Annotated in this window: 24 protein-coding genes; 13 read left to right on the plus strand and 11 right to left on the minus strand. The window is 70.1% G+C overall.

Annotated features, from left to right (window positions below; genetic code table 11):
• Nucleotides 1-7: 7 nt before the first annotated feature.
• Nucleotides 8-490 (minus strand): MerR family transcriptional regulator, encoded by a 483-nt coding sequence (locus tag BXU09_RS14625; protein ID WP_078305094.1) that lies wholly within the window; start codon nucleotides 488-490, stop codon nucleotides 8-10.
• On the minus strand, nucleotides 487-1461 hold the full coding sequence (locus BXU09_RS14630) for an NADPH:quinone oxidoreductase family protein (protein ID WP_078305095.1): 975 nt from the start codon (nucleotides 1459-1461) through the stop codon (nucleotides 487-489). The genes BXU09_RS14625 and BXU09_RS14630 overlap by 4 nt, the downstream gene beginning before the upstream one ends.
• A gap of 208 nt (nucleotides 1462-1669) precedes the next feature.
• Between BXU09_RS14630 and BXU09_RS14635 the strand changes: the two genes are divergently transcribed.
• Both BXU09_RS14635 and BXU09_RS14640 read left to right on the plus strand, forming a co-directional pair.
• Nucleotides 1670-3466 (plus strand): acyl-CoA dehydrogenase, encoded by a 1797-nt coding sequence (locus BXU09_RS14635; protein ID WP_078305096.1) that lies wholly within the window; start codon nucleotides 1670-1672, stop codon nucleotides 3464-3466.
• Between the two features lie 136 nt (nucleotides 3467-3602).
• Complete coding sequence (locus tag BXU09_RS14640) at nucleotides 3603-3797, plus strand: hypothetical protein (protein ID WP_078305097.1); 195 nt, start codon at nucleotides 3603-3605, stop codon at nucleotides 3795-3797.
• 408 nt (nucleotides 3798-4205) lie between these two features.
• On the opposite strand, the gene BXU09_RS14645 is transcribed toward BXU09_RS14640, so the two are convergent.
• From BXU09_RS14645 to BXU09_RS14670, 7 genes are all read right to left on the minus strand, one after another.
• Nucleotides 4206-5654 (minus strand): NAD-dependent succinate-semialdehyde dehydrogenase, encoded by a 1449-nt coding sequence (locus BXU09_RS14645; protein ID WP_078305098.1) that lies wholly within the window; start codon nucleotides 5652-5654, stop codon nucleotides 4206-4208.
• Between the two features lie 254 nt (nucleotides 5655-5908).
• Nucleotides 5909-6430, minus strand: a complete 522-nt coding sequence (locus BXU09_RS20975) for a spore coat protein U domain-containing protein (RefSeq protein WP_168174623.1) — start codon at nucleotides 6428-6430, stop codon at nucleotides 5909-5911.
• Nucleotides 6421-8640, minus strand: coding sequence for a hypothetical protein (locus tag BXU09_RS20980; RefSeq protein WP_168174624.1), 2220 nt, complete (start codon nucleotides 8638-8640; stop codon nucleotides 6421-6423). Before BXU09_RS20980 ends, BXU09_RS20975 begins: the two co-directional genes overlap by 10 nt.
• A 121-nt stretch (nucleotides 8641-8761) precedes the next feature.
• Complete coding sequence (locus BXU09_RS14655) at nucleotides 8762-9349, minus strand: fimbria/pilus periplasmic chaperone (RefSeq protein ID WP_078305099.1); 588 nt, start codon at nucleotides 9347-9349, stop codon at nucleotides 8762-8764.
• Between the two features lie 5 nt (nucleotides 9350-9354).
• Nucleotides 9355-9798 carry a spore coat protein U domain-containing protein gene (locus BXU09_RS14660; protein WP_078305100.1) on the minus strand — a complete coding sequence of 148 codons (444 nt, stop codon included), beginning with the start codon at nucleotides 9796-9798 and terminating at the stop codon, nucleotides 9355-9357.
• A gap of 398 nt (nucleotides 9799-10196) precedes the next feature.
• The gene (locus tag BXU09_RS14665) at nucleotides 10197-10925 is read right to left on the minus strand and encodes an ABC transporter ATP-binding protein (RefSeq protein WP_078305101.1); all 729 of its coding nucleotides are present in this window, start codon (nucleotides 10923-10925) and stop codon (nucleotides 10197-10199) included.
• Nucleotides 10926-10986: 61 nt separating this feature from the next.
• A complete protein-coding gene (locus BXU09_RS14670; protein WP_078305102.1) occupies nucleotides 10987-12063 on the minus strand; it encodes an ABC transporter permease in 1077 nt (358 codons plus the stop codon).
• 218 nt (nucleotides 12064-12281) lie between these two features.
• On the opposite strand from BXU09_RS14670, the gene BXU09_RS14675 reads away from it, so the two are divergent.
• From BXU09_RS14675 to BXU09_RS14715, 9 genes are all read left to right on the plus strand, one after another.
• Entirely contained in the window at nucleotides 12282-13058 is a 777-nt protein-coding gene (locus tag BXU09_RS14675; protein WP_078305103.1) for an SDR family oxidoreductase, read from the plus strand.
• The gene (locus tag BXU09_RS14680; protein WP_078305104.1) at nucleotides 13055-13522 is read left to right on the plus strand and encodes a MaoC family dehydratase; all 468 of its coding nucleotides are present in this window, start codon (nucleotides 13055-13057) and stop codon (nucleotides 13520-13522) included. Before BXU09_RS14675 ends, BXU09_RS14680 begins: the two co-directional genes overlap by 4 nt.
• Nucleotides 13519-13944, plus strand: coding sequence for a PaaI family thioesterase (locus tag BXU09_RS14685; RefSeq protein ID WP_230289714.1), 426 nt, complete (start codon nucleotides 13519-13521; stop codon nucleotides 13942-13944). Before BXU09_RS14680 ends, BXU09_RS14685 begins: the two co-directional genes overlap by 4 nt.
• Complete coding sequence (locus BXU09_RS14690) at nucleotides 13941-14285, plus strand: hypothetical protein (RefSeq protein WP_078305105.1); 345 nt, start codon at nucleotides 13941-13943, stop codon at nucleotides 14283-14285. The genes BXU09_RS14685 and BXU09_RS14690 overlap by 4 nt, the downstream gene beginning before the upstream one ends.
• On the plus strand, nucleotides 14282-15514 hold the full coding sequence (locus BXU09_RS14695) for an acyl-CoA dehydrogenase family protein (protein ID WP_078305106.1): 1233 nt from the start codon (nucleotides 14282-14284) through the stop codon (nucleotides 15512-15514). Before BXU09_RS14690 ends, BXU09_RS14695 begins: the two co-directional genes overlap by 4 nt.
• 6 nt (nucleotides 15515-15520) lie before the next feature.
• A complete protein-coding gene (locus BXU09_RS14700) occupies nucleotides 15521-15733 on the plus strand; it encodes a hypothetical protein (RefSeq protein ID WP_078305107.1) in 213 nt (70 codons plus the stop codon).
• Nucleotides 15734-15886: 153 nt separating this feature from the next.
• Nucleotides 15887-16702 (plus strand): SDR family oxidoreductase, encoded by an 816-nt coding sequence (locus BXU09_RS14705; RefSeq protein WP_078305108.1) that lies wholly within the window; start codon nucleotides 15887-15889, stop codon nucleotides 16700-16702.
• Nucleotides 16699-17841 (plus strand): phosphotransferase family protein, encoded by a 1143-nt coding sequence (locus tag BXU09_RS14710; protein WP_078305109.1) that lies wholly within the window; start codon nucleotides 16699-16701, stop codon nucleotides 17839-17841. Before BXU09_RS14705 ends, BXU09_RS14710 begins: the two co-directional genes overlap by 4 nt.
• A gap of 133 nt (nucleotides 17842-17974) precedes the next feature.
• Nucleotides 17975-18670 (plus strand): histidine phosphatase family protein, encoded by a 696-nt coding sequence (locus BXU09_RS14715; protein ID WP_078305110.1) that lies wholly within the window; start codon nucleotides 17975-17977, stop codon nucleotides 18668-18670.
• A gap of 139 nt (nucleotides 18671-18809) precedes the next feature.
• On the opposite strand, the gene BXU09_RS14720 is transcribed toward BXU09_RS14715, so the two are convergent.
• Together BXU09_RS14720 and BXU09_RS20345 are read right to left on the minus strand one after the other, a co-directional pair.
• The gene (locus BXU09_RS14720) at nucleotides 18810-19961 is read right to left on the minus strand and encodes an acyl-CoA dehydrogenase family protein (RefSeq protein WP_078305111.1); all 1152 of its coding nucleotides are present in this window, start codon (nucleotides 19959-19961) and stop codon (nucleotides 18810-18812) included.
• Nucleotides 19958-20155: a hypothetical protein gene (locus BXU09_RS20345; protein WP_144012250.1), complete on the minus strand. Its 198-nt coding sequence runs from the start codon at nucleotides 20153-20155 to the stop codon at nucleotides 19958-19960. The genes BXU09_RS14720 and BXU09_RS20345 overlap by 4 nt, the downstream gene beginning before the upstream one ends.
• Before the next feature lie 356 nt (nucleotides 20156-20511).
• Between BXU09_RS20345 and BXU09_RS14725 the strand changes: the two genes are divergently transcribed.
• The gene (locus tag BXU09_RS14725; RefSeq protein WP_078305112.1) at nucleotides 20512-21897 is read left to right on the plus strand and encodes a UDP-glucose/GDP-mannose dehydrogenase family protein; all 1386 of its coding nucleotides are present in this window, start codon (nucleotides 20512-20514) and stop codon (nucleotides 21895-21897) included.
• Nucleotides 21898-21937: 40 nt separating this feature from the next.
• On the plus strand, nucleotides 21938-22906 hold the full coding sequence (locus BXU09_RS14730; RefSeq protein ID WP_078305324.1) for an NAD-dependent epimerase/dehydratase family protein: 969 nt from the start codon (nucleotides 21938-21940) through the stop codon (nucleotides 22904-22906).
• Nucleotides 22907-23316 lie beyond the last annotated feature (410 nt).

The following is a 23316-nucleotide window of genomic DNA, read 5'->3' on the forward strand; positions in this document are numbered from 1 at the left end:
GCCTGGATTACCCGTCCGGGTCGGGGGTCGAGGCGGGCAGGTCGCCGCCGGTGAAGCGTTTGGTGAGCCAGCGGTCGAAGCGGGCCATGTTGTTCGCCTGCCGCTCGAAGGCGGCGTTGATGGCGCGCAGGCGGGTGTGTAGCGCTTTCAGGCGGGCGTCGTCGAGGGGAATGTCGGCGCGGGTCCAGTCGCGGCGGTAGTGGCCGTGGATGTCGTGCGTGGCGCGGCGCAGGATGACCATGTCCCGCGCCTCCTCCAGGGTCATGCCCAGGGCGCGGAGGTCGATCAGGTCGCGCAGCAGCCGCAGCGAGTACGGGCCGTACAGCGCCCGGCCGGACGCGGTCACCTGATCGGGTGTCAGGAGGTGCAGTTCGGCGTAGTGCATGACGGTGCGGCGGGTCACGCCGGCCTCGCGGGCCAGTTCGGCGGTCGTGTAGAAGGTCGGGGCGGGCTGTGGCGGGGCGGGTGGGGTCGGGGCTGGGTCGGTCACGGCGTGATGATCACTTTACCGGTCACGCGGCGCTCCAGCAGGTCGCGCATGGCGCGCGGGCCGTCCTCCAGCGCGTAGCGTTCGCTGACCAGCGGGCGCACCGTGCCGTCCATGACCCACCCGGCCAGCCGGGCGAGGTTGCGGGCGTTCCCAGCCGGGTCGCGGCGCGCGAATTCGCCCCAGAAGACACCCACGACCGACGCGCCCTTCAGGAGCGGCAGGTTCAGCGGCAGGCGCGGGATCTCGCCGCCCGCGAAGCCGATCACGAGGTACCGCCCGCCCCACGCGATGCTGCGGAAGGCACTCTCGGCCCAGCGGTCGCCGACGGGGTCGAGGATGACGTCCACGCCCTGTTTGCCGGTCAATGCTTTCAGGGCGTCCTTCAGGTCGGCCTGTTCGTAGTTGATGACCTCGTCCGCGCCGTGCTGGCGGGCCAGTTCGAGTTTCTCGTCGGTGCTGGCGGCGGCGATCACGCGCGCGCCGAGTGCCTTGCCGATCATGATGGCGGCCAGTCCCACGCCCCCGGCGGCCCCCAGGACCAGCAGCGTCTCGCCGGCCCTGACCTGCCCACGGTCGATCAGGGCGTGCATGACCGTCCCGTACGCCAGGGGTAGCGTGGCGGCCACGCCGAGGTCCATGCCGTCCGGCAGGGGCATGACGGCAGCGGCCGGGGCGTTCAGGTGCGTGGCGAACGCGCCGGTGCCCGTGAACGCCGCGACGCGCTGGCCCACGCTCAGGCCGCGCACGCCCTCACCGACGGCCGTGATGATCCCGGCGGCCTCCGCGCCCGGCGTGAACGGCAGCGGCGGCCGCACCTGGTACTGGCCCATGACCATCAGCGCGTCGGGGTAGTTCACGCCAGCGGCGTGCACCTCGATGGTGACCTCGCCGGGAGCGGGGGCGGGCGTGGGCGTGTCGAGGACGGTCAGGGTTTCGGGCTGGTCGAAGGCAGTGCAGGTGAGTGCGCGCATGGGGTTCCTCCAGGGAAAGGGTGGGGCGTGGATGGATTGGGGCCGTGCGCCCATCTTAACCCAGCCGTCTTGACGCACACGTTCAAAGTTGACGTGTACGTTCACTGTCGGTAGGCTCTGGGTATCCACAGACGCGCGGGGCAGCCCCGACCGGCGGAGCCCGCCCGCCCCCACCTTCCCCCTTCCCAGCACCCGAGGAGCGACCCGCATGGCCCCCTTCCTGAACCGACGCGACCTGCAATTCCAGCTGTTCGAGGCCCTCGACACCGAGGCCCTGACCGCCCGCCCCCGCTTCGCGGAGCACAGCCGCGAGGTGTACGAGGACATCCTGAACGTCGCGTACACCGTCGCCGACCGCTACTTCGCCAACCACACCCGCGAGGGCGACCTGAACGAACCGCACGTCGTGGGGGGCCGCGTGCAACTCCCGGCCGCCGTCGGGGACGCCATGCGCGCCTTCCGCGAGGCCGGGTTCTTCAGCGCCCACCACGACGAGGAACTCGGCGGCCTGCAACTGCCGTGGGTGGTCATGCAGGCCGTGCAGGCGCACTTCCAGGCGGCGAACGTGGGCAGCAGCGGCTACCCCTTCCTGACCATCGGGAACGCCAATCTGCAACGCATCTTCGCGTCACCCGAACAGCAGCAGAAGTACATGCTGCCGCTGCTGGAAGGCCGCTGGTTCGGCACCATGGCCCTCAGCGAACCGCAGGCCGGGTCCGGACTGGCCGACATCACCACCACCGCCACGCCCCTCGCTGACGGCACGTACGCCATCAGCGGCACCAAGATGTGGATCTCGGGCGGCGAGCACGAACTGAGCGAGAACATCGTGCACCTCGTCCTGGCCCGCATCGCGGGCGGCCCGGCCGGCGTGAAGGGCATCAGCCTGTTCCTTGTCCCGCGCTACCGCGTGCAGGAGGACGGCAGCGTCGGCGAGAGCAACCACGTCGTCTTGGCAGGCCTGAACCACAAGATGGGCTACCGGGGCACCACCAACACCCTCCTGAACTTCGGCGAGGGCGGCCAGACGGTCGGCGAGATCGTCGGCGAACCCGGGCGCGGACTGGCGCAGATGTTCCACATGATGAACGAGGCCCGCATCGGCGTGGGCATGGGCGCCGTCATGCTCGGCACCGCCGGGTACCTCGCCAGCCTGGAGTACGCCCGCGACCGCCGCCAGGGCCGCCACGCCAGCAACAAGGACCCGCACGCCGCGCCCGTGCCGATCATCGAGCACGCCGACGTCAGGCGCCTGCTGCTGCGCCAGAAGGCCTTCGTGGAGGGCGGACTGGCACTCGGCCTGTACGCCAGCCGCCTCGTGGACGACCTTCAGACCGGCCCCGAAGACGAGCGCGCCGACACGGGCCTGCTGCTCGACCTGCTGACCCCCATCGTGAAGAGCTGGCCCAGCAAATATAGCCAGGAAGCCCTCAGCGACGCCATTCAGGTCATGGGCGGCGCCGGGTACACCCGCGACTTCCCGGTCGAGATGTACTACCGCGACAACCGCCTCAACCCCATCCACGAGGGCACGGAAGGCATCCAGGGCAACGACCTGCTGGGCCGCAAGCTCACCCAGGCGGGCGGACGGGGCCTGGAAGTGCTGCTGGAACGCATTCAGGCCGACCTGAACGCCAGCGACGACCTGGACGGCCTGGACGACATCCGCGCCGCGCTGCGCACCGCCGTCATCCAGTGCTCGTCCGCCCTGAGCGCCCTGCTGCCCCGCGCCGCCGAACTCGGCCCGGACCTGCTGCTGGCGAACGCGAACAGCGCCCTGGAAATGCTGGGCCACACCGTCGTCGGCTGGATGTGGCTGCGGCAGGCCGCCGCCGCCGCCCGCGCCCTGCCCGGCGCGCGCCCCAGCGACCAGCCGTTCTACCAGGGCAAACTGCACGCCGCGCGCTTCTACGCCACGCACGAACTTCCGAAAGTCCGCGCGCACGCTGACCTGCTCGCCAGCGCCGACCGCACCACCACCGACATGCACACCGACTGGTTCTGATCCGAACCCGGAGAGCTGCGCCGCAGAGCGAGTTGAAGAGAAGCGGGTGCCGGGCCTGGAGTTGCCCGGTGCCCTGCCGCGCGGCGACCGAGAAGTTTGTCACAAAACTGTCATGTGCGGCCGGTCAGCATGAGGCATGCTTCTGGAACTGCTGATGTGGGGAATCATCCTTCAGGTGCTGCTGGGCGTCGGATTCGGCCTGGTGTGCGCCTACCTGAGCTGGCGCGGCCCGCGCGACCCGGACGCCGCCGACCTGATCCCGGCGCCCGAACCGGCCCGCAGCGCCGCGCCCGCCCCACAGCGGGTCCGGCACGACACGCACTTCAGCTGAGCGCCCCCGCCCGGCGCCCGGATTGCGCCCGGTAGCCCCGCTGGCCGCCCGCCGCATGAGAACCGACTCTGTCTGACCCTAAGGGCACCTTGGCACCTGTTCAAGCTCCGCTCCACGGCAACTCAAGACCGCTGTCATCAGCGCCGGGCCGCCGGGCGGCACACTGAGAGACATGGAACTCCTCTTCGCTGTCCTGGCCATCGCCGTCCCCCTCCTCGCCGTTCCGGTCCTGTACCCCGCCCGCCCCGAACAGGCCGCCGCACACGAATGAAGCCGAACAGAACCCACAGTACAGACACCACAGACCGGACGCCCTGATACAGGCGTCCGGTTCTCATGGTCTGCGCGGCGGCCCGTCAGACCGGGGCACCTGTCAGAAAACTGTCAGAGATGGCCCTTCCCGGTCGGTCACAGGCCCAGGCTGATGTACTTCGTTTCCAGGTATTCCTCCAGGCCCCAGTGACCACCCTCGCGGCCCACGCCGCTGTTCTTCATGCCGCCGAACGGCATCTGCGGCGCGGCCGCGCTGGGGCCACCGTCGTTGATGCCGACGATGCCGTACTCGAGCGCCTCGGCCACCCGGAACGCGCGGGACAGGTCGCGGGTGTAGGCGTACGCAGCCAGCCCGTACTCGCTGTCGTTCGCCAGGGTCAGCGCTTCCTGTTCGGTGTCGAAGGCCACGACGGGCGCGACCGGCCCGAAGGTCTCCTCACGCAGGATCAGCGAGTCCGGGTGGACGTCCGTCAGGACCGTCGGGTGGAAGTACAGCCCGCCCTGGTGCGTGCCGCCTACCGTCGCCCGCGCGCCGCGCGCCAGGGCGTCCTCGACCTGCGCGCGGACCTTGTCCAGGCCCGCCTGCTCGACGACCGGCCCCACGTTCGTGCGGTCCTGCAAGGGGTCGCCCAGCACCAGTTCCCCGGTCAGGCGCGACAGGATGGCCGTGAACTCGGCGGCCACGTCGCGCTGCACGTACACGCGGTTGGTGCTGATGCAGGTCTGCCCGGCGTTCCGGAACTTGCTGCCGATCACCTCACGCGCCGCGCGTTCCAGGTCCGCGTCCGCGAAGATCAGGAACGGCGCGTGCCCGCCGAGTTCCAGGCTGACGCGCTTGAGGGTCTGCGCGGCCTGCCCGTACAGCAGGCGGCCCACGGCGGTGCTGCCGGTGAAGGTCAGTTTCCGGACGCGGCTGTCCGCCATGAACGGCGCGCTGAACGCCGCGGCGTCGCTGGTGGGCAGCACCTGCAGCGTGTTCGCCGGGCCGCCGGCCTCCAGCCACAGCTGCGCGAGGTACAGCGCCGTCATGGGGCTCTGCTCGGCGGGTTTGAGGATCATGACGCAACCGGCGGCCAGTGCGGGCGCGGCCTTGCGGGTGATCATCCCGGCCGGGAAGTTCCACGGCGTCACGGCGTACACCACGCCGACCGGTTCGCTGGCGGTGAAACCGCGCTTGTGGTCGAAGCGGCTGGGTACGCGCTCCCCGCCGATGCGGCTGGCCTCCTCGGCGCACCACTCGATGAAACTGGCGGCGTAGAGCACCTCGCCGCGTGTTTCCGTGATGGGTTTGCCCATCTCCAGCGTCATCAGGCGCGCCAGCGGCTCCCGGTGCTCCAGCATCAGGTCATGCCATTTCCGCAGGATCTGCCCGCGCCGGTACGGGTTGACCCGCCGCCAGTCCTTCAGGGCCTCCTCGGCCGCGTCGATGGCGCGCCGGGCGTCGTCGGCCGTGCAGTCCGCCACCGACCCGATGGGTTCCAGCGTGCCGGGATGAATGACCTCGAAGGTGTTCGGCGTGGCGTGCCACGCGCCCTCAAAGTAAGCCTCGGAGCGGGTGACGGGATCGTTCAGCAGTGTGGTCATGGGAACCTCCGGAAAAGGGCCGGGCGCGCCGGTGCGGGAGAGTGGCGGGAAGTCAGGGGGACAGCAGAAGTCGGGGGACAGCAGAAGTCGGGGGACAGCAGGGAGCCGCGCTGGCAGGGACGGCGCAGCGGAGGCCGGGCCGGGAGACGGGTGGGTCGGCCCGATGATAGTGGCTGGGACCTGCCAGCCTCGACCGGCTGCGTCGGGCCGTCCGGATGGGCGGATCTCCCTGTCTGGACCGCGCTGGCGGCGGTTCAGAATTCGACGGTGATGGTCACGGCGTCGCTGTACGTTCCGGCGAACGGCCGCTGTCCGGCGGGGATCACGCCGTTCACGGTCAGCAGGGTGGTTCCCAGCGAGCCGAGCAGGGCAGGCAGCAGGACCGCGCCGCCCACGGTGGACGTGCCGTCGCTGCCGTCGCCCCAGCGGGCGCCGAGCGGCGTGAACAGCCCGTAGTTCAGGCGGCCCGACGGACTGCCCAGCATCGCCTGCGCCGCGTAACTGCCGCCCTGGCCGGGCCCCAGCGACACCTGGAACGGCACGGTCAGCGCGTCCAGCAGGGAGGTGGCCCGGCAGGACACGCTGATGGGCGCGCTGGCCGCCGTGGGAGTCAGGCGGGTCGCGTCGTAGGCGCCGAACGACAGGGGAGAGGCGCTGAGCAGGCAGGTGACGGCCGCCTGCGCCCCGCCGCCCAGGGTGGAGACGACCAGGGTGGCGGCGACCAGGGTCAGGCCGCGCCTCCAGGGCAGGAAGTGCCGGGCGGAGGTCAGCGGCACGGGAGTTCCTCCGCCGGTCCCCACACGCAGGTCCGCTGCTCCCCGCCGGGCAGGGTCACGAGCAGCGGGTCGCCGTCGCGGGCGTCCGGGACGTGCACGAACCCGCCGCCGAGCAGCGGGACGGGCTGCCCGCGCAGCGTGACCGCCGCGTCCGGCGGGACGGGCAGGCGGCGCAGCGGTTCGCGCCGCAGCTCGCCGCTCAGGTCTACGACCTGCACGGTCGCGCGGCCCAGCTGCACGCGCACGCTGTCCCGCCGGGCCGTGACGCCCAGCGGCAGCCGGTCGATGTCGACGCTGACCGTCAGGAACTCCTGACCGGCCAGGAACGGCAGGTGCGCCACGCCCCGCGCGTCGCTGGTGACGCTGGCGCCGTTGGCGCTGAGCGGCACGCCCGGCTGACCCACCTGCACCCGGAGCAGCCCGCTGAACCCGCTGGGCAGCAGGGCGGGCGTCGGGGTCAGGGCCAGGGCGCTGCCCAGCGCGGCGGCCAGCGTGCCGGGCGGGCCGAGCGTGCCGCTCAGGCGCAGCGAGACCGGGCCGCTGGCGCTGACGGTCATGGCCGGGTCCGGGAGGATGTCGGCGCGGTACGAGGCGTTCCAGCCCGGAAGGTACAGCGGTCCCTGCGCGCTCAGCACCGGGACGCTGCCGTTCCCGTCGCGGCGGGCGCCACTCTCGACGGTCAGGTCCGGCTGCGCGTGGCTGAGGGTCAGCAGCAGCTGTCCGGTGACCTGATCGCCCGTGCGGGCCGCCGTGACGCCCAGCCGCGCGCTCCAGCCGGCGGGCAGCCACTGGCGCGGCAGGGCGGTGCGGGCCGAGGCGCTCAGCTCCGGGCCGGCGCTGCCGTGACCGCCGCCGAGCTGCGCCTGCGCCGCCCCCCATGGCCCCTGCCAGCTGGCGGTGGTCTGCACCTGCCAGCGGTCCAGTCCGTCGGGCGTCCAGTGGCCCTGGGCGCGCGTGCCGAACTGCACGTTGCCACGCGCGCCCTGAACGCCCGCCTCGGTGTTCAGGGCCGGGCCGGTCTCGCCGCGCAGGACGGCCACCCGGCCGTTCAGGGTCACGGGCTGCCCGGCGGCGGTCACGGTTCCCTGGGCGCTCAGGCCCGCGCGGTCCTGGGCGCCCAGGCTGGCGTCCAGGGTGTACTCGACCTCGCGGGCCGTCCAGCGCAGTTGCGTGTCCCACTCGTGCCGGGTCGTCCGGCGGTACTCGGCGCGGCCCTCGATCTCGCCCGGCGCGCGCCGCCCGGCCCGCGCGTCGAAGGAAAGGCGCTGCTCGCGGGTGCCGGCGGCGTCCGTGACGCTCAGCGTGGCGGTCCCGGCCACCGCCGGAAACGGCAGGTCCCGCAGTTGCGTGCGCCCGGCCGGGACCGTGCCGGCCGTCAGGACTGCCTCCCCGATCCGCAGGACGTACGTGGCGGGCGTGGCGGACTCGATCCACACGTCCGGCACGGGCGGCTGGGGCGCGCGGCGCTGCACGCCGAAGCCCAGCGCGCTGCCGCTTAGGCCGGGCAGCAGGCCGCCCCGGATCTCCCAGGTGCCGCCCGCCGCGTCCGGGTGACGCAGGAACACGTACCCGGCCCCGACCTGACCCGTTCCGGCCGGACTGCCCGCGTCGGCCGCCGGGGCCGGGCTGACCGCCGGGTTCGGGCTGGACAGCTCTGGGCTGGACAGGGGCAGCGCGCCGCTGACCGCCGCCACCACGCCCGCCCCGCCGGGCAGTTGCGCTTCGAGGTTCAGGGCGGCGCTGACGCTCAGGTCGCCCGGCCCGGTCGTCTGCACGGCCACGCTGGAGTGCAGGACCGCGCCGCCGGCGGGCTGCGCGGGAATGGCCGGCTCGCCGCTCTGCCGGTCGCCGTAGAAGGCCGCGCCGGGCTGCACGGTCAGGGTCAGGGTTTCCGGGTCCAGCCGGGCGGGAACGTTCAGGGGCGTGAACAGTTCCGGGGCGCAGTCGCTGGTCAGGCCGATCAGCGGCGCGTCGGCCGCGAGGATCAGCAGTTGCCCGTCTATCTGGGCGGCCAGCGTCTCGCCCAGCACGGCGCGGCTGTCCGTCAGTTCCACCGGGAGCTGCCTGTCGGCCGGGACGCTCACGCACCCGGAGGCGGTGCCGGACGGGGGGGCCGGTGGCGGGGTTGCCGGCGCGGCCCCCGCGCCGGGCACGCCCGCGAGCAGCAGCGTGAACAGCAGGTGGGCCAGCGGGCCGGCCCGGCGGGTCACGGGCGGGCCGGGTCCAGTGGCAGCCCGGTCACGCGGCCGTCCTCGGTGAGGTACCGCAGGCCGGTCACGGTTCCCTCGGCCGGGAGGGTGAGGGTGCGCTGCGCGCCAGGTAGCACGTACGTCAGGCCCAGCGCGACCCAGTTGCCGGCCAGCTTCCGAGTTTCGCGTGCCCGCTGCCGGTGTTGTGCAGGGTCAGGACGCGGCCCTGCTGCCGGGCCTGCACCTGCGGCTCGCCGCGCGGCCCGTCGAACAGCGGCACGCTCAGGCGCAGCAGGGTCTGCACGCCGGTCCCGCCACTCGTGGGTTGCTGGGTCAGCAGCAGTCGGTAGGCCCGCTGACCGGTGGGGGGGGCGCCCAGTCTCGCGAGCCTCAGCACCTGCCGTCCACCGGCGGGCAGGGTGACCTGTGCGGGCGCGACGATCATGTCCGGCGTGGGGTTCAGGGCGTCGGTGCCGGACTGCGTCCAGCGCAGCAGCTGCGCGCTGAACACGACGGGTTGCGTGCCGGAGTTCGAGACGGTCACGCTGACCGTCCGCGCGCCGGGCGCGAGGGTCAGCGTGGTCGGACTGACCGTCAGGGCGAAGCTGCCCGGCGCGCCCTGCGCCGCCACGGGAGCGCCCAGGGTCAGCAGCCCCAGCAGGGCGCCGTGCAGCAGGCGCCGCCCGGTCCGGGACCGGAGGGCGCTGCGTTCTGGGCGGAGTCGGATCATGCGCCTCAGTATTCCAGAGTCAGGGTCACCACGTCGGTGTAGGTGCCGGCGCTGGCGACCTGCGCGCCGGTGGCCGTCACGAGTACCGTGACGTCCGTGGAGAAGTCGCCGCCCACCAGCGGCACGGCACCGACCCCGAATCCGACGGGCGTGGTGACCATGGTGTAGTTCAGGTACTTGTCGAGGGTGCTGTGCTTCATGCGCAGGCCGCCGCTGTAGTTCTGGCCGTTGTCGGCGGTGACCGTGAACAGGGTGGGGACGTTGCAGGTGACTGCCAGGTTGGCGGTGCCGGCGCTGCCGGAAACGAAGTTGTAGTTGCCCAGGTTCAGGGTGGTGCTGGCCAGGGTGCACGAGGCGTTCACAGTGGCGTTGATGGTGAGGGTGCCGGTGCTGGTGGCGGCGAGGGCGGAACCGGAGAGCAGCAGCGCAGTCGTCAGGAACTGTTTCATGAGGGGCCTCCCGATGCACCGGCCGTCCGACCGTTCCGGTCAGGGAGTGCAACTTGAGAGTCAGTGTGCCGGGGGGCCGGTCTCGCGCCTGTCACAGCGTTCCAGATGAAGACCGGGTCAGCCGGGTTCTGGTGTGACGTTCCGACTTTCTGGCGTGTCAAACACGAAAAAATGTGCCTCCGGAGGCCCTGCGGCGGACGGTTGACGGCTTCTGCTCTGGCGGGCCGGTCTGGTTGCCGGAACGGGTTTGTGTGTGCTGCACAGCTTCACGGGCGGTCAGGTGAGGATTGTGTCATACGGGTTCCGGTGCCCATGTTCAGGGGCTATTCCGTCCGGGCATCCGCAACCGCAGGGGCTGCGGAGCGGATGCGGTCCGGGCCAGTCTCACGGACCCGGCCTCAGCTCAGGCGGCCGTCCACGATGTGCACCACGCGGTCGCACAGGTCCAGGACGCGGTCGTCGTGCGTGACCATCACGGCGGCCCGGCCGCGTTCCCGGACCTGCTGCGCGAGCATCTGCACGACTTCACGGCCGCGCGGGCCGTCCAGGCTGGCGGTGGGTTCGTCGGCCAGGATCAGTTGCGGGTCGTTCATCAGGGCGCGCGCGACGGCCACCCGTTGCCGCTGCCCGCCGCTGAGGGCCGCCGGGTAGTGCCCGGCGCGGTCGCCCAGGCCCAGGGTGCGCAGCAGGGCGTCCGCGCGGGTGCGGCCGGCGTGTGCGTCCTGCCCGGTGAGGTGGGTGACCAGCGTCAGTTGCTCGCGCACGGTCAGGTACGGGATCAGGTTGCTGCTCTGGAGGACGAATCCCAGGTGCTTGAGGCGGAAGGCGGGCAGCGCGGCGGCGGGGAGCGCCGTGACGTCCTGACCGGCGATCAGGACCTGTCCGGTGGTGGGCCGCAGCAGGGCGCCGGCCAGGGCCAGGAAGGTGCTCTTGCCGCTGCCGCTGGGGCCGCTGACCGCGACGAGTTCGCCGGGCCGCACGTCGAGCGTGGTCGGGTGCAGGGCCGTGACGGTACCGTCGCCGTCCCCGTAGGTTCTGCTGACTGCGCGCAGCGACAGCGTGGGCGGGTTCGGCGGCGAAGTGTGCGGCTGGGTGGGCTGGGTCTGGGTGGGCAGTGGGGCGGTCATGCGGGTCTCCTGGGCGGACGGGTGGGGGAGAGGCGGCTGGTGGGGCGGGTCACGTGGGCGGTCACGTGGAGGCGCCGATGGCGATCAGCGGGTCGACGCGGGCGATGCTGCCGAGGCTGAGCAGGCTGCTGAGTGCCGCGACCGCGATCAGCAGGGCCGACGCGCCCAGGACGGTGGGGACCGTCAGTGTGAACGGCAGACCGGCCGGGAGCAGGGCGGCGGCGCCGAGCGTGACCAGCGCGGCCGCCGTGACGGCCAGGACGCTCAGGATCATCATCTGCGCCACGAGACTGCCGGCCAGGGTGCGGGTGCTGGCGCCGATGGCCTTGAGCAGCCCGAACTGCGGCGTCTTCTGGAGGGTCAGGACGTAGAAGAACACGGCCAGCACGAACGCGGCCACGACGATCAGGAACACCTGAATCATGATCAGGCTGCCCTGTTCCTCGCGGTAGCCGGGCAGTTCCTGGAGGGCGGCGGCGCGCGTGTGGACGGTCACGCCGGCCAGTTGCGCGGCGCGGTCGGCCGCTTCGTCCTGCGCGTTCAGGGCGACGGTGTTCACGGTGCCCTGCAGGCGGGGGTTCAGGGTCTGCCAGTGCTGCAGGGTGACGAACACGACCGGCTGGTGGTTGAGGCGGGCGGCGCGCGTGAAGCCGATGACCTGCAGGGTCTCGCCGCCGGGTTTGAGGGTGAGGGTGTCCCCGAGGGTCACGCCGTCTTCGCGCAGGGATTCGTCGACGACCGCTCCGGTGCTGCCGGCGCTCAGGGGCTGGCCCTGCTGGGCGGTGGGGTTCATGAAGCTGCCGGGTTGTACGCCCATCAGGACGCCGCTGAGTTGCTGGTCGCCGCGGCTGAGGGTGGCGAAGCTCTGCGCGAGGGGCGTGGCTTCCGCGCCGGCGACGGCCTGAAGGCGCGTGACGGTGTCGGGCGTCAGGAAGGAGCGCGTGAAGACGCCTCCGGAGTCGCGGGTGGTCACGAAGTGCGTGGCGGGCGTCTCGATGAGGAGCGCGGCGTTGTCGTGGGCGAGGCCGCGGGTGAGGCCGGTGAGCATGAACACCATGAAGGCGATCAGGGTGACGATGCCGCCGATCAGCAGCGAGCGGAGGCGGTGGTGGCGGAGTTCGCGCAGGGCCAGGTACATAGCATCTCCCTTGACTTGAGGCTTGACTTACCGGTCGGTAAGCACATTCCTTACCGTACGGTAGGTAAGGTGCAAAGTCAATGTGACCAGCCTGTTGCGTAGTTCTCCCGTCCCGCCGGGACACCGTAAATATCCCCGCGCGTTCAAAATTGACGCGCACGTAAACTTTCGCTTATGCTGGCCGGGCAACCCCCATTCATTTCCACCCGGAGGACCCCATGGCCCTGAAAGATCTGTTCAACCTGACCGGCAAGACCGCCCTGATCACCGGAGGCAGCCGCGGCCTCGGCCTGCAGATCGCCGAAGCCCTCGGCGAGTACGGCGCCACCGTCGTCCTGACAGCCCGAAAACAGCACGAACTCGACGAGGCCAAAGCCCACCTCGCGGGCCTGGGCATCACCGCGCACGTGTACGCCAACGACCTCGGTGCGTTCGACACCATCGACCCCCTCGTGGAGCGCATCCACGCTGAGGTCGGCCCGATCGACATCCTCGTGAACAACGCCGGGGCCACCTGGGGCTCACCCACCGTCGACCACCCGCTCGACGCGTGGATGAAAGTCATGAACGTCAACGTGAACGGCCTGTTCCTCATCACCCAGAGCGTCCTGAAACGCTGCATGCTGCCCGCCGGGAAGGGCCGCATCGTGAACGTCGCCTCGGTCGCCGGCCTCCAGGGCAACGACCCCCGCATGGCGCCCACCGTCGCGTACAACACCAGCAAGGGCGCCGTCGTGAACTTCACCCGCGCCCTGGCTGCCGAGATGGCTGACAAGGGCGTCACCGTGAACAGCATCTGCCCCGGCTACTTCCCCACCAAGATGACCAAGGGCACCCTGGCGTACGGCGAGCAGTCCATCCTGGAATCCACGCCCATGCACCGCCTCGGCACCGACCAGGACCTCAAGGGCCTCGCGCTGCTGCTCTCCAGTGACGCCAGCGCCTACATGACCGGCCAGAACATCGCCGTGGACGGCGGCGCCGGCGTCGTATGACCGCCCCCGCCGGAATCCGGCCGGACGAGCTGGCCGCGCACGTCGGCACGCAGGTCGCGCTGTCCGACTGGATCACCGTCGACCAGGCCCGCATCGACGCCTTCGCGCACGCCACCGGCGACCACCAGTTCATCCACGTGGACCAGGAGCAGGCCGCGCAGGGCCCGTTCGGCGGCACCATCGCCCACGGCTTCCTGACCCTCTCGCTGCTGGCCGGGGAGTTCATGACCCACGGCGGCGCGCCCCACATCGACGGCGCGCGCCTGACCGTCAACTACGGCCTGAACCGCGTGCGCTTCATCGCCCCCGTCCGCGCCGGTGCCCGCCTGCGCAACCGCGCCGTCCTCCAGTCCGCCGAGCCGGGCCAGGGCTTCGTGCAGATCACGGTCGCCAACACCATCGAGATCGAAGGGGCCGACAAGCCCGCCTGCACCGCCGAGAGCGTCTTCCGGGTCTACCTGTGACCAGTGCCCCGGCCGACATGCTCGCCATGGCGCAGGGTGTGCTGGACGCCCAGCCGTTCAGCACCCTGGTGGGCGCCCGCGCGACCCGCTTCACGCCCGAAGGGGTCGAGGTGAGCCTCGCGCTGCGCCCCGACCTGACGCAGCATCACGGCTTCGCGCATGGTGGCCTCCAGGCGACCCTGGCGGACATCACCCTGACGTTCATGGGGGCCGCCGCGCTGGGCCCCAGCGTCCTGACGAGTGAGTTCAAGATCAACTTCCTGCGGCCCGCGCAGGGCGACACCCTGATCGGGCGCGGCAGCGTCCTGAGCGCCGGGAAACGGCAGGCCGTGACCCGCTGCGACATCTACGCCGCGCAGGGCGGGCAGGAGAAACTGGTCGCCACGGCGCTGGGCACCATCGCCCGCGCGGACGTGCCGTGAACCTCGGCGCCATCTACACCCTGGAGCGGGGCGCAGAGGTCCTGGGCACCCTGACCGTCACGGACGCCGGGCCGTTCGCGGTGGACGCCACCTTCGAACCCACGCCCGCCTTCGATCCGTACCGGGTGCTGTTCGACGAGGACGCCCGCTACGCGCACCTGATCGTCCATGACGACGACCCGGCGCTGCTGGAGCAGGCCGGGGCGATCCAGGAGAGCCTGCTGGCCCTGAACCTCGTGCTGCGCGGCGACGGGAACACCGGGTACCGCACCTTTCTGATCAGCATCGAGGGTGGGAGCGCCAGCTTCCGCCCCCTGACTCCCGAGGAGGAACCCCTATGACCGTATTCGACGTGACCCCCCGCGCCCGCGACCTGCGTGAACGCCTCACCGCGTTCATGCAGGAACACATCTACCCGAACGACGCCGAGGTTCACCGGCAGATCGACACCGGGAACCGCTGGGAGCACCTGCCCCTGATCGACCAGCTCAAGCCCAGGGCGCAGGAGGCGGGCCTGTGGAACCTGTTCCTGCCGCCCGCCAGCAGCCGTGACGGGAAGTACGGCGCGGGCCTGAACAACCTGGAGTACGCCGGCCTGTGCGAGATCATGGGCCGCGTCTGGTGGGCGCCCGAGGTCTTCAACTGCTCGGCGCCCGACACCGGCAACATGGAAGTCCTGGCCCGGTACGGCACGCCCGAACAGCAGGAGCAGTGGCTGATTCCGCTGCTGAACGGCGAGATCCGCAGCGCGTTCTCCATGACCGAACCGGACGTGGCCAGCAGCGACGCCACGAACATCCAGTCCAGCATCGTCCGCGACGGCGACGGGTACGTCATCAACGGCGACAAGTGGTGGACGAGCGGCGCCGGCGACCCGCGCTGCAAGATCAGTATCTTCATGGGCAAGACTGACCCCACGGCCGCCAAGCACCTCCAGCAGAGCATGATCCTCGTGCCGCTGGACGCGCCGGGCGTCACCAAGGAACGCATGCTGACCGTCTTCGGCTACGACGACGCCCCGCACGGCCACGCGCAGATGACCTTCCGGGACGTGCGCGTGCCCGCCGCGAACATGCTGCTCGGCGAGGGCCGCGGCTTCGAGATCGCGCAGGGCCGCCTCGGGCCGGGCCGCATCCACCACTGCATGCGCCTGATCGGACAGGCCGAGCGTGCCCTGGAACTCATGATTCAGCGCGCCGGGCAGCGCACCGCCTTCGGCAAACCCCTGGGCGGCCACCAGCACGTCCGCGAGGCCATCGCGCACTCCCGCATGGAGATCGACCAGGCGAGGTTGCTCACCATGAACGCCGCGCACATGATGGACACCGTGGGCAACAAGGAGGCGCGCGGGCAGATCGCGGCCATCAAGGTCGTCGCGCCGAACGTCGCGCTGCGCGTCATCGACCGGGCCATTCAGGTGTACGGCGGCGCGGGCGTCAGCCAGGACACGCCGCTGGCCATGATGTACGCCCAGGCCCGCACGCTGCGCCTCGCGGACGGCCCGGACATCGTGCACACCGAAACCGTCGCGAAAGTCGAGATGAAACGCCACGCCGCCCGCCAGGGCTGAAGGCGGATGAAGGTCAGTCTGAAGACGGTATCCGGGGAACGGGTGCTGTTTCTGCCCGAGGGTCTGGGAGAGGCCTACGAGCCGGGACGCGTCGTGGAGCTAGTTCCGGTGACCGGTGGCGTGAAGGTCCGACCTGTCGGTTTCACGTTCGGCGAGGCGGCCACCCGGCTGTTCACCGAGAAGTCCGGTCTTCTGCACCGCCTCGGTGACGGCGAGTGACGGTGATCAGGTACCCTGTCGTCATCTGCAGTTAAACCGCGTGGGACATGAAGCCGGAAGAGGCTGTCCAGGCAGCGACCGAGCGTCACGGCTGCTCTTCACTGACCAGCAGGTCGCTGGGACATCGATTCAACAACACTGAGGAGCGAAACCATGGAATTCAACGGAAAAGTGATTGTGGTGACGGGAGCGGCGTCCGGGATCGGGCTGGCGCTGGCGCAGCGGTTCGTGAAGGAGGGCGCGGTGGTCGTGGCGTCCGACCGGAACGCGGAGGTCGGCGCGGCGAAGGCGGCCGAGATGGGCGCGCGGTTCCTGCCGGCCGACATCGGTCAGGAGGCGGGCGTCAAGGGCCTGATCGACGACGTGCTGGCTAACGAGGGCCGCATCGACCTGCTGTGCTCGAACGCCGGGATCGCCATCGGGGAGGGACCGGAGACGAGTGACAAGCACTGGGACCTGATTCACCGCGTGAACGTGATGAGTCACGTGTGGGCGGCCCGTCACGTGCTGCCGCACATGCTGGAGCGCGGCGAGGGGTATCTGCTGAACACGGCGTCGGCGGCGGGTCTGCTGACTGAACTGCACTCCGCGCCGTACGCGGTGACCAAGCACGCGGCGCTGGCGTTCGCGGAGTGGCTGGCGATCACGTACGGTGACCGGGGCATCAAGGTCGCCGCGCTATGCCCGGAGGGCGTGTGGACGCCGATGATCCAGAACGCGCCGCTGCTTCAGCAGACCGCGATCACCACCGACGAACTCGTCGAGAAGACCCTGGAAGTCCTGCGCGCCGACGGCTTCCTGGTGACCACGCACCCGAGCACCCTGAAGTCCTTCCAGAACAAGGCGAACAACTACGAGGAGTGGATCAGCAAGATGCGGCACCTGCGCGGCAAGGCCATGAAACTGCTCGACGGGCAGGCATTCGCGGCGCAGTCCAATGCGGGTCACCCGGAGGAGTCGCGGGCGTGACCCGACCCGAGACGGCCCCGGTCCGGCCGGGTGAGGAACTGCCGCTGGACGCGCTGCGTGAAGCCATGCGCGGCCGCGTGGCGGGCGACGTGGATGACCTGAGCGCCCTGCAGTTCCCGGGCGGGTTCTCGAACCTGACGTACCTCGTGCGGGCTGGGGATCCGGCGCGGGGCGGGCAGGAGTACGTGCTGCGCCGCGCGCCGCTCGGGCCGGTCCCGAAGGGCGCGCACGACATGGTCCGTGAGGCGCACCTGCTGGAGAAGATCCACCCGGTCCTGCCGGTCGCGCCCCGCCCGGCGCTGATCGTGGCGGACCCGGCCGTGATCGGCTCGCCGTTCTACCTGATGGAACGCCGCCACGGCACGGTGGTCCGCACGCGCCTGCCCGCCGAGTACCGGGACCTTCCGGACGCGGCGCGGCGCATGTCCGGCGCGCTGGCCGACACCCTGGCGGACCTGCACGCGGTCGATATCGACGCGGCAGGCCTGCGGGAGATCGGGAAGCCCGAGGGCTTCAACGCGCGGCAGGTGTCCGGCTGGGCCGGGCGCTGGCGGCGCGCGCGTGAGGCGCTGCGGGACACGGGCGACCTGCCCGCCCCGGACGACCTGAACGACGAGCGCGTTATCGCGTGGCTGGAGGCCTACACGCCTCCCGAGAGCGCGCACACGCTGGTGCACAACGACTTCAAGCTGGACAACCTGATGCTGGACCCGGCCGATCCGGGCCGCGTGACGGCGCTGCTGGACTGGGAGATGACCACCGTGGGCGACCCCCTCGTGGACCTGGGCCTGACCCTGACCTACTGGACCATGCCCGAGATGCCGGGCGGCGCGCCCAATGAGGTCGGCGCGGCCTCGCCGGGCTTCCTGGGCCGCGACGAACTGGTTGCCCGGTACGCCGCGCGCGCTGCTCGTCACGTGACGAGCGACCCGGAGTCGCACCTCGCGGCGCTGGAACAGGCGCTGCCGTGGTACGAGGTACTGGGCCACTTCAAACTCGCGGTGATCGTCATCCAGATCTTCGCGCGCTACCGCGCCGGGCAGACCAGCGACCCGCGTTTCGCCCCGCTGGCCGGTCAGGCCGAATGGCTGATCCGCGAGGCGTGGCGGCGCATCCGGGAGCAGGACGCCCGCGCGTGATACGGATTCCGTTTGTTTCGCTGGCAGATCGGAACACCACCGATCTGCCAGCTCCACGTCCGGAACCCGTTTTTCTCCTACTCGCATCTGCTCGGATTGAATGGGCTGCAAAGCCCATTCAATCCGAGTCCGTATGAGCGAACTGATCCTGATCCGCCACGGGCAGGCCACGCCGTTCGAAGCGGACACTGACCGCCTCTCCCCGCTGGGCGAGCAGCAGGCCTGGACGGTCGGCGCGGCCCTGCACGCGGCGGGCGTGACCCCCACGCACGTCCTGCACGGCCCGCTCGTGCGGCAGCGGCGCAGCGCGCAACTGGCCCGCCAGCCCGGCTGGCCCGACCCCACCCTCGACGCCAGACTGGCGGAATTCGACGGGGACGGACTGGTGGGCCACCTCGCGCCCATCCTGGCCGGGCGGGACCCGACCTTCGCGGCCCTCGCGGCCGACCTGGCCGCACAGACCGGCGGCCCGGAACGCAACCGCGCCTTCCAGAAGTACCTCGAAGCGCTGGCCGCCGCCTGGCAGGCCGGGACCCTCACCGACAGCCGGGTCGAACCGTGGGCGGACTTCCGGGCGCGCGTGCGGGCCGCGCTGGCCGACGTGCTGCGCCTGAGCGGCGGCTCGACCGTGCTGGCCTTCACCAGCGGCGGCGTGATCGGCCTGACCGTCGCGCTCGCGCTGGACGCCCCGGACGCCTCGGCACTGGCCCTGAACTGGCGCGTGAAGAACGCCTCGGTCACCCGCCTGACCTTCGGCGGGGGGCGCGTCAGCCTCGATTCCTTCAACGAGACGCACCACCTGCCGCCCGACCTGCACTCCTGGCGCTGATAGGACTCCGATTGAATGGGCTGCAAAGCCCGTTCAATCCGAGCGGATGCGAGCAGGAGAGAAACGGGTTCCGGACGTGGAGCCGGCAATCCGGTGAAATTCCGGATTGTTGGCGAAACAAACGGAATCCGTATGACGCCTACGCCCGGTCAGGGGCGTCCAGCAGCGCCGCGCCGTACGCCGTGAACGCGGCGTCCTCGCCCGGCGGGTGCGTCAGGCCCGCGCGGGCGTCCCGCAGCAGCTTCCCCAGCGGCAACGCGGCCGTCAGCGCCCCGCCCCCGGCCGCGCGCATGGCGAGGTCCGCGGCGTCCACGGCGGCGTTCGTGCAGACCGCCTTGGCCGCCCCGATCAGCGGAACCGCCCCCGCGCCGGGCTGCGCGTCCCAGGTGGCGGTCGCGTGTGCCAGCAGCGTCCGCGCCGAGAGCAACTGCGCCCCGATGCGGCCCACCGTCTCCTGCACGCGCGGCAGCGTGGCAATCGGGGCGCCCAGCGCGGTCGGCACCCGCTCGTGCGCGTAGCGGCGCAGGGCGCCGAGCGCCGCCTCGCCCACACCCAGGTACGTGGCGGCCACCGCCGTCCAGAACCACGCGCTGCTCGCCGGATGAGACACAGCCGGCGGGGCCTGCAGCGCAGCGGGCGCCCGGTCAAACACCACGTCATGACTGCCGCTGCCGCGCAGGGCCAGCGCGCCCTGCCAGGTCGGCTCGACCCGCACGCCCTCACCACGCAGGTCCACCCAGTACCGGCCCACCCGCCCGTCCGGCGTGGCGGCCGACACCAGCGCCCAGCGCAGCGCCCGCGCGCCGGTACTCCAGGTCTTACGGCCCGTCACGAACCACACGCCACTCTCGAAGCCGCTGCCGTCCGGGGTCGCCGCCGTGCGCGGCAGGCCCCCACGCGACGGACTGCCCAGCTCCGGCTCGCTCGCCAGCGCGTTCAGCAACTCACCGCGCACACCCGCGCCCGCCACGGCGTCCAGCAGATGCGGCGGCAGGCTGCGCCCCTGAAACGCCGCGCCCGTCACGTGCCCGTGCATCGCCAGGATCAGCGCCAGGCTGGCGTCCGCGCGGCCCACCTCTACCTGCGCGCGCGCGAACACACCCAGGCCCGCACCCAACCCCCCGGCCTGCGCGGGCACGGTCAGGCGCGTGTACCCGCTGTTCGACAGGGCCAGCGCCGCCCCCGGCGTCACGTCCTGCGCCGCCTCGCACGCCGGAGCGTGCTCCTGAACGGCGCGGACAGCGCGGGTCACCACCTCAGCCTGCTCGGCCGTGAACTCGGGGAAGATCATGCCTGCAGGCTAGCGTTCAGGCGGCAGGCCGCGCGTCCCGCCGGGCCACCACTGCCCAGGACATCCCGCACCTCGCCACCCAGGCCGACCTGACCCCGGGCGGCGCCGCCATCCGCTGGAGCGACGAGGAAGTCCTGCTGCGGCCCGTCACGGTCAGCGCCGGCCTCGGCACGCTGCGCGAAACGCCGCCTCACCCCGCGCCCCAGCCCTCAGCCCGGCCCCTAACGCTTCCTTAACGCCCCACCCTGCACAATCACCGGCATGAGCCCTCACCGGACCGATTCCAGCTGACCCGAGGATCACCCAACGGCCCGTCTGGCGACCCGGAAACACCGTCGCCATGCGGGAAAGCCTTCATGAAGGCCCCCCGGGTTCCAAATGCACACATTTACCTACCTTTGCCGATCACACAGTGTTAATCTGCCGTACATGAAGGGATCGTTCATGCGCCGCTACGCAACGACTCATCCCTGCGGATAGACGGCTGAGCGGACCTACCACACAAGTGCTCCCCCTTACCCTCCCCACTTCCCAGCACCGGAGGAACCCCATGAACCATGACTCCATGAAAGTCGCCGTGATCGGAACCGGCTACGTCGGCCTCGGCACGGCCGCGCTGCTCGCGCACATCGGGCATACCGTCACCGGCATCGACATCAGCCAGGACAAGATCGACCTGCTCCGCGCCGGGCAGGTGCCCATCCACGAACCCGGCCTGGACGACCTGCTCGCCAGCGTGCAGGGCCGCCTCACCTGGACGACCAGTTACGACAGCGTCCACGAGGCGGACGTGATCTTCATCTGCGTCGGCACGCCTCCCGGCCCGGACGGCACGCCCGACCTGCAGTACGTCGTGAGTGCCGCCGCCAGCATCGCCCCGCACCTGAACGGGCACGCGCAGGTCATCGTGAACAAGTCCACCGTGCCCATCGGCACCGGCGATTACGTGCAGCGCCTGCTGGAAGACCACGCGCCCGGCTACGACCACGAACGCCACCGCGTCGTCAGCAACCCCGAATTCCTGCGCGAAGGCACCGCCCTGCAGGACAGCCTGTACCCCGACCGGATCGTGCTGGGTGGCCACCCGGACGCCCTGCACCTCATGGCCCGCCTGTACGCCCCGCTGATCGAGCAGACGTTCACGCCGCCCGCCGTCGCCCCCCGCCCGCACGCGTACACCCGCCCCGCCCTGGTCACCACCACCCTCCAGAGCGCCGAGATGATCAAGTACGCCGCGAACGCCTTCCTGGCCCTCAAGATCAGCTTCGCGAACGAGATCGCCGGCCTGTGCGAACGCGTCGGCGCCGACATCGAGGAGGTCGCCACCGGCATCGGCATGGACACCCGCATCGGGCACCGCTTCCTGAACGCCGGGGCCGGCTGGGGCGGCAGCTGCTTCGGCAAGGACACCGCCGGCCTGATCAGCGCCGGACGCGAACACGGCTACGACATGCCCATCCTCCAGGCCGCCATCGACGTGAACACCCGCCAGCGGCAGGTGATCATCGACAAACTCATGCGCCAGATGCGCACCCTGAAGGGCAAACGCGTCACGGTCCTCGGCATGGCCTTCAAGCCCGACACCGACGACCTGCGCGACGCCCCCGCCCACGACCTGATCGCCCGCCTGCACCAGCTGGGCGCGACCGTCACCGCCCACGACCCCATCGCCATGCCCCGCGCCGCCCGTGAATGGCAGCACCTCACGTACCGCGAGGCGACCAGCATCCCCGACGCCCTGCACCGCGCGGACGCCGTGATCATCGCCACCGAATGGCGCGACTACCGCGACCTCGACTGGAACGCCCACCTGGGCGGCATGCGCACCCGGTTGATCATCGACGCCCGCAACATCATCCGCACGCCCGTCGACGCGCACGTCGAACAGATCGGCCGGGACGCCCCCATCGGCGAACGCCGCACCCTCACCACCTGAAGCAGGTACGCCAATGACAGACCCCCAGCACACTGACCCCATGCCCGAAACGCACGTCCCCAGCACCGCCACCAGCGACCCGCTGCGCATCCTGATCACCGGCAGCGCCGGCTTCGTCGGCAGCCACCTCGTCGAACGCTTCCTGAACGAGGGGCACACCGTCATCGGCGTGGACAACTACATCAGCGGGCAGGTCAGCAACACCGACCTGTTCCGTGAGCACCCGCGCTTCACGTTCATCGAGGCGGACGTCAGCCACGGTATCCCCTACACCGGCGACAAGCTCGACTGGGTCATGCACTTCGCCAGCCCCGCCAGCCCCCCCCACTACCAGCAGTTCCCCGTCGAGACGCTGATGGTCGGCGCGCAGGGCACGCAGAACGGCCTGGAACTCGCGCACGCGCACGGCGCCGGGTTCTTCCTCGCCAGTACCAGCGAGGTGTACGGTGACCCCCTGGTGCACCCGCAACCCGAGACGTACTGGGGCAACGTGAACCCCATCGGCGTGCGCTCCTGCTACGACGAGGCCAAACGCTACGCCGAGGCGATCACCATGGCGTACCACCGCAGCCGCGGCGTGAACACCCGCATCATCCGCATCTTCAACACCTACGGCCCCCGCATGCGCCCCGACGACGGCCGCGTGATCACCAACTTCGTCCACCAGGCCCTGCGCGGCGAACCGCTCACTGTGTACGGCGATGGTAGCCAGACCAGAAGCTTCCAATACATAGATGATCTGGTGGAAGGGATTAGCCGTTTGATGATGGTGAAATACCACGAGCCGGTGAATTTAGGCAATGATGAAGAATTTACGATGCTGCAACTGATTGAGATATTGAGGGATGTACTCCAAAAACCTCTTCATCATGATTTTCATTTACTCCCTTCTGATGATCCAGTCAAGCGTAGGCCATGCCTAATGCGTAGGCGCGAAGTTATCGGGGAGTTTCTTGCTAAACCCTTGAATTCCGGAATTGAAAATATGATTGGTGATTTAAATAATTAATCGAGAACTACGAGCTCTACTTTCTGTACTGGCTCAAGGACTTGTCAGTGCGGCCAACTTTCTAATAGGTATCTTGATAGCCAGAAGCTTTAATGGTGAAGATCTCGGCCATTATTATATCATCTTTGGCATAATATTAATCTCTAATGGTTTCATTTCAGCGACGGCTATATACTTTTTTCAGCAAAATTTCGACTTTTTCTCAGATAATGAACGTTATGGCCAAATCATTGGGTCAATTTCCTTTATGGCTCTCGTATCTTCTGGGCTCGTCGGTATAATTGCGTGGATATATAGTCCTGGAAGTCAAATTGCCTTTTTTCTGCTTGCATTCGTATATATACTCCTAGATTCCCTAAGAAAAATTGCTAACTCCCTTAATTTATACAAGCTCATTGTTTTTTCCGATT

This window comes from Deinococcus sp. LM3, from assembly GCF_002017875.1.
In the GTDB taxonomy this organism is placed as follows: Bacteria; Deinococcota; Deinococci; order Deinococcales; family Deinococcaceae; genus Deinococcus.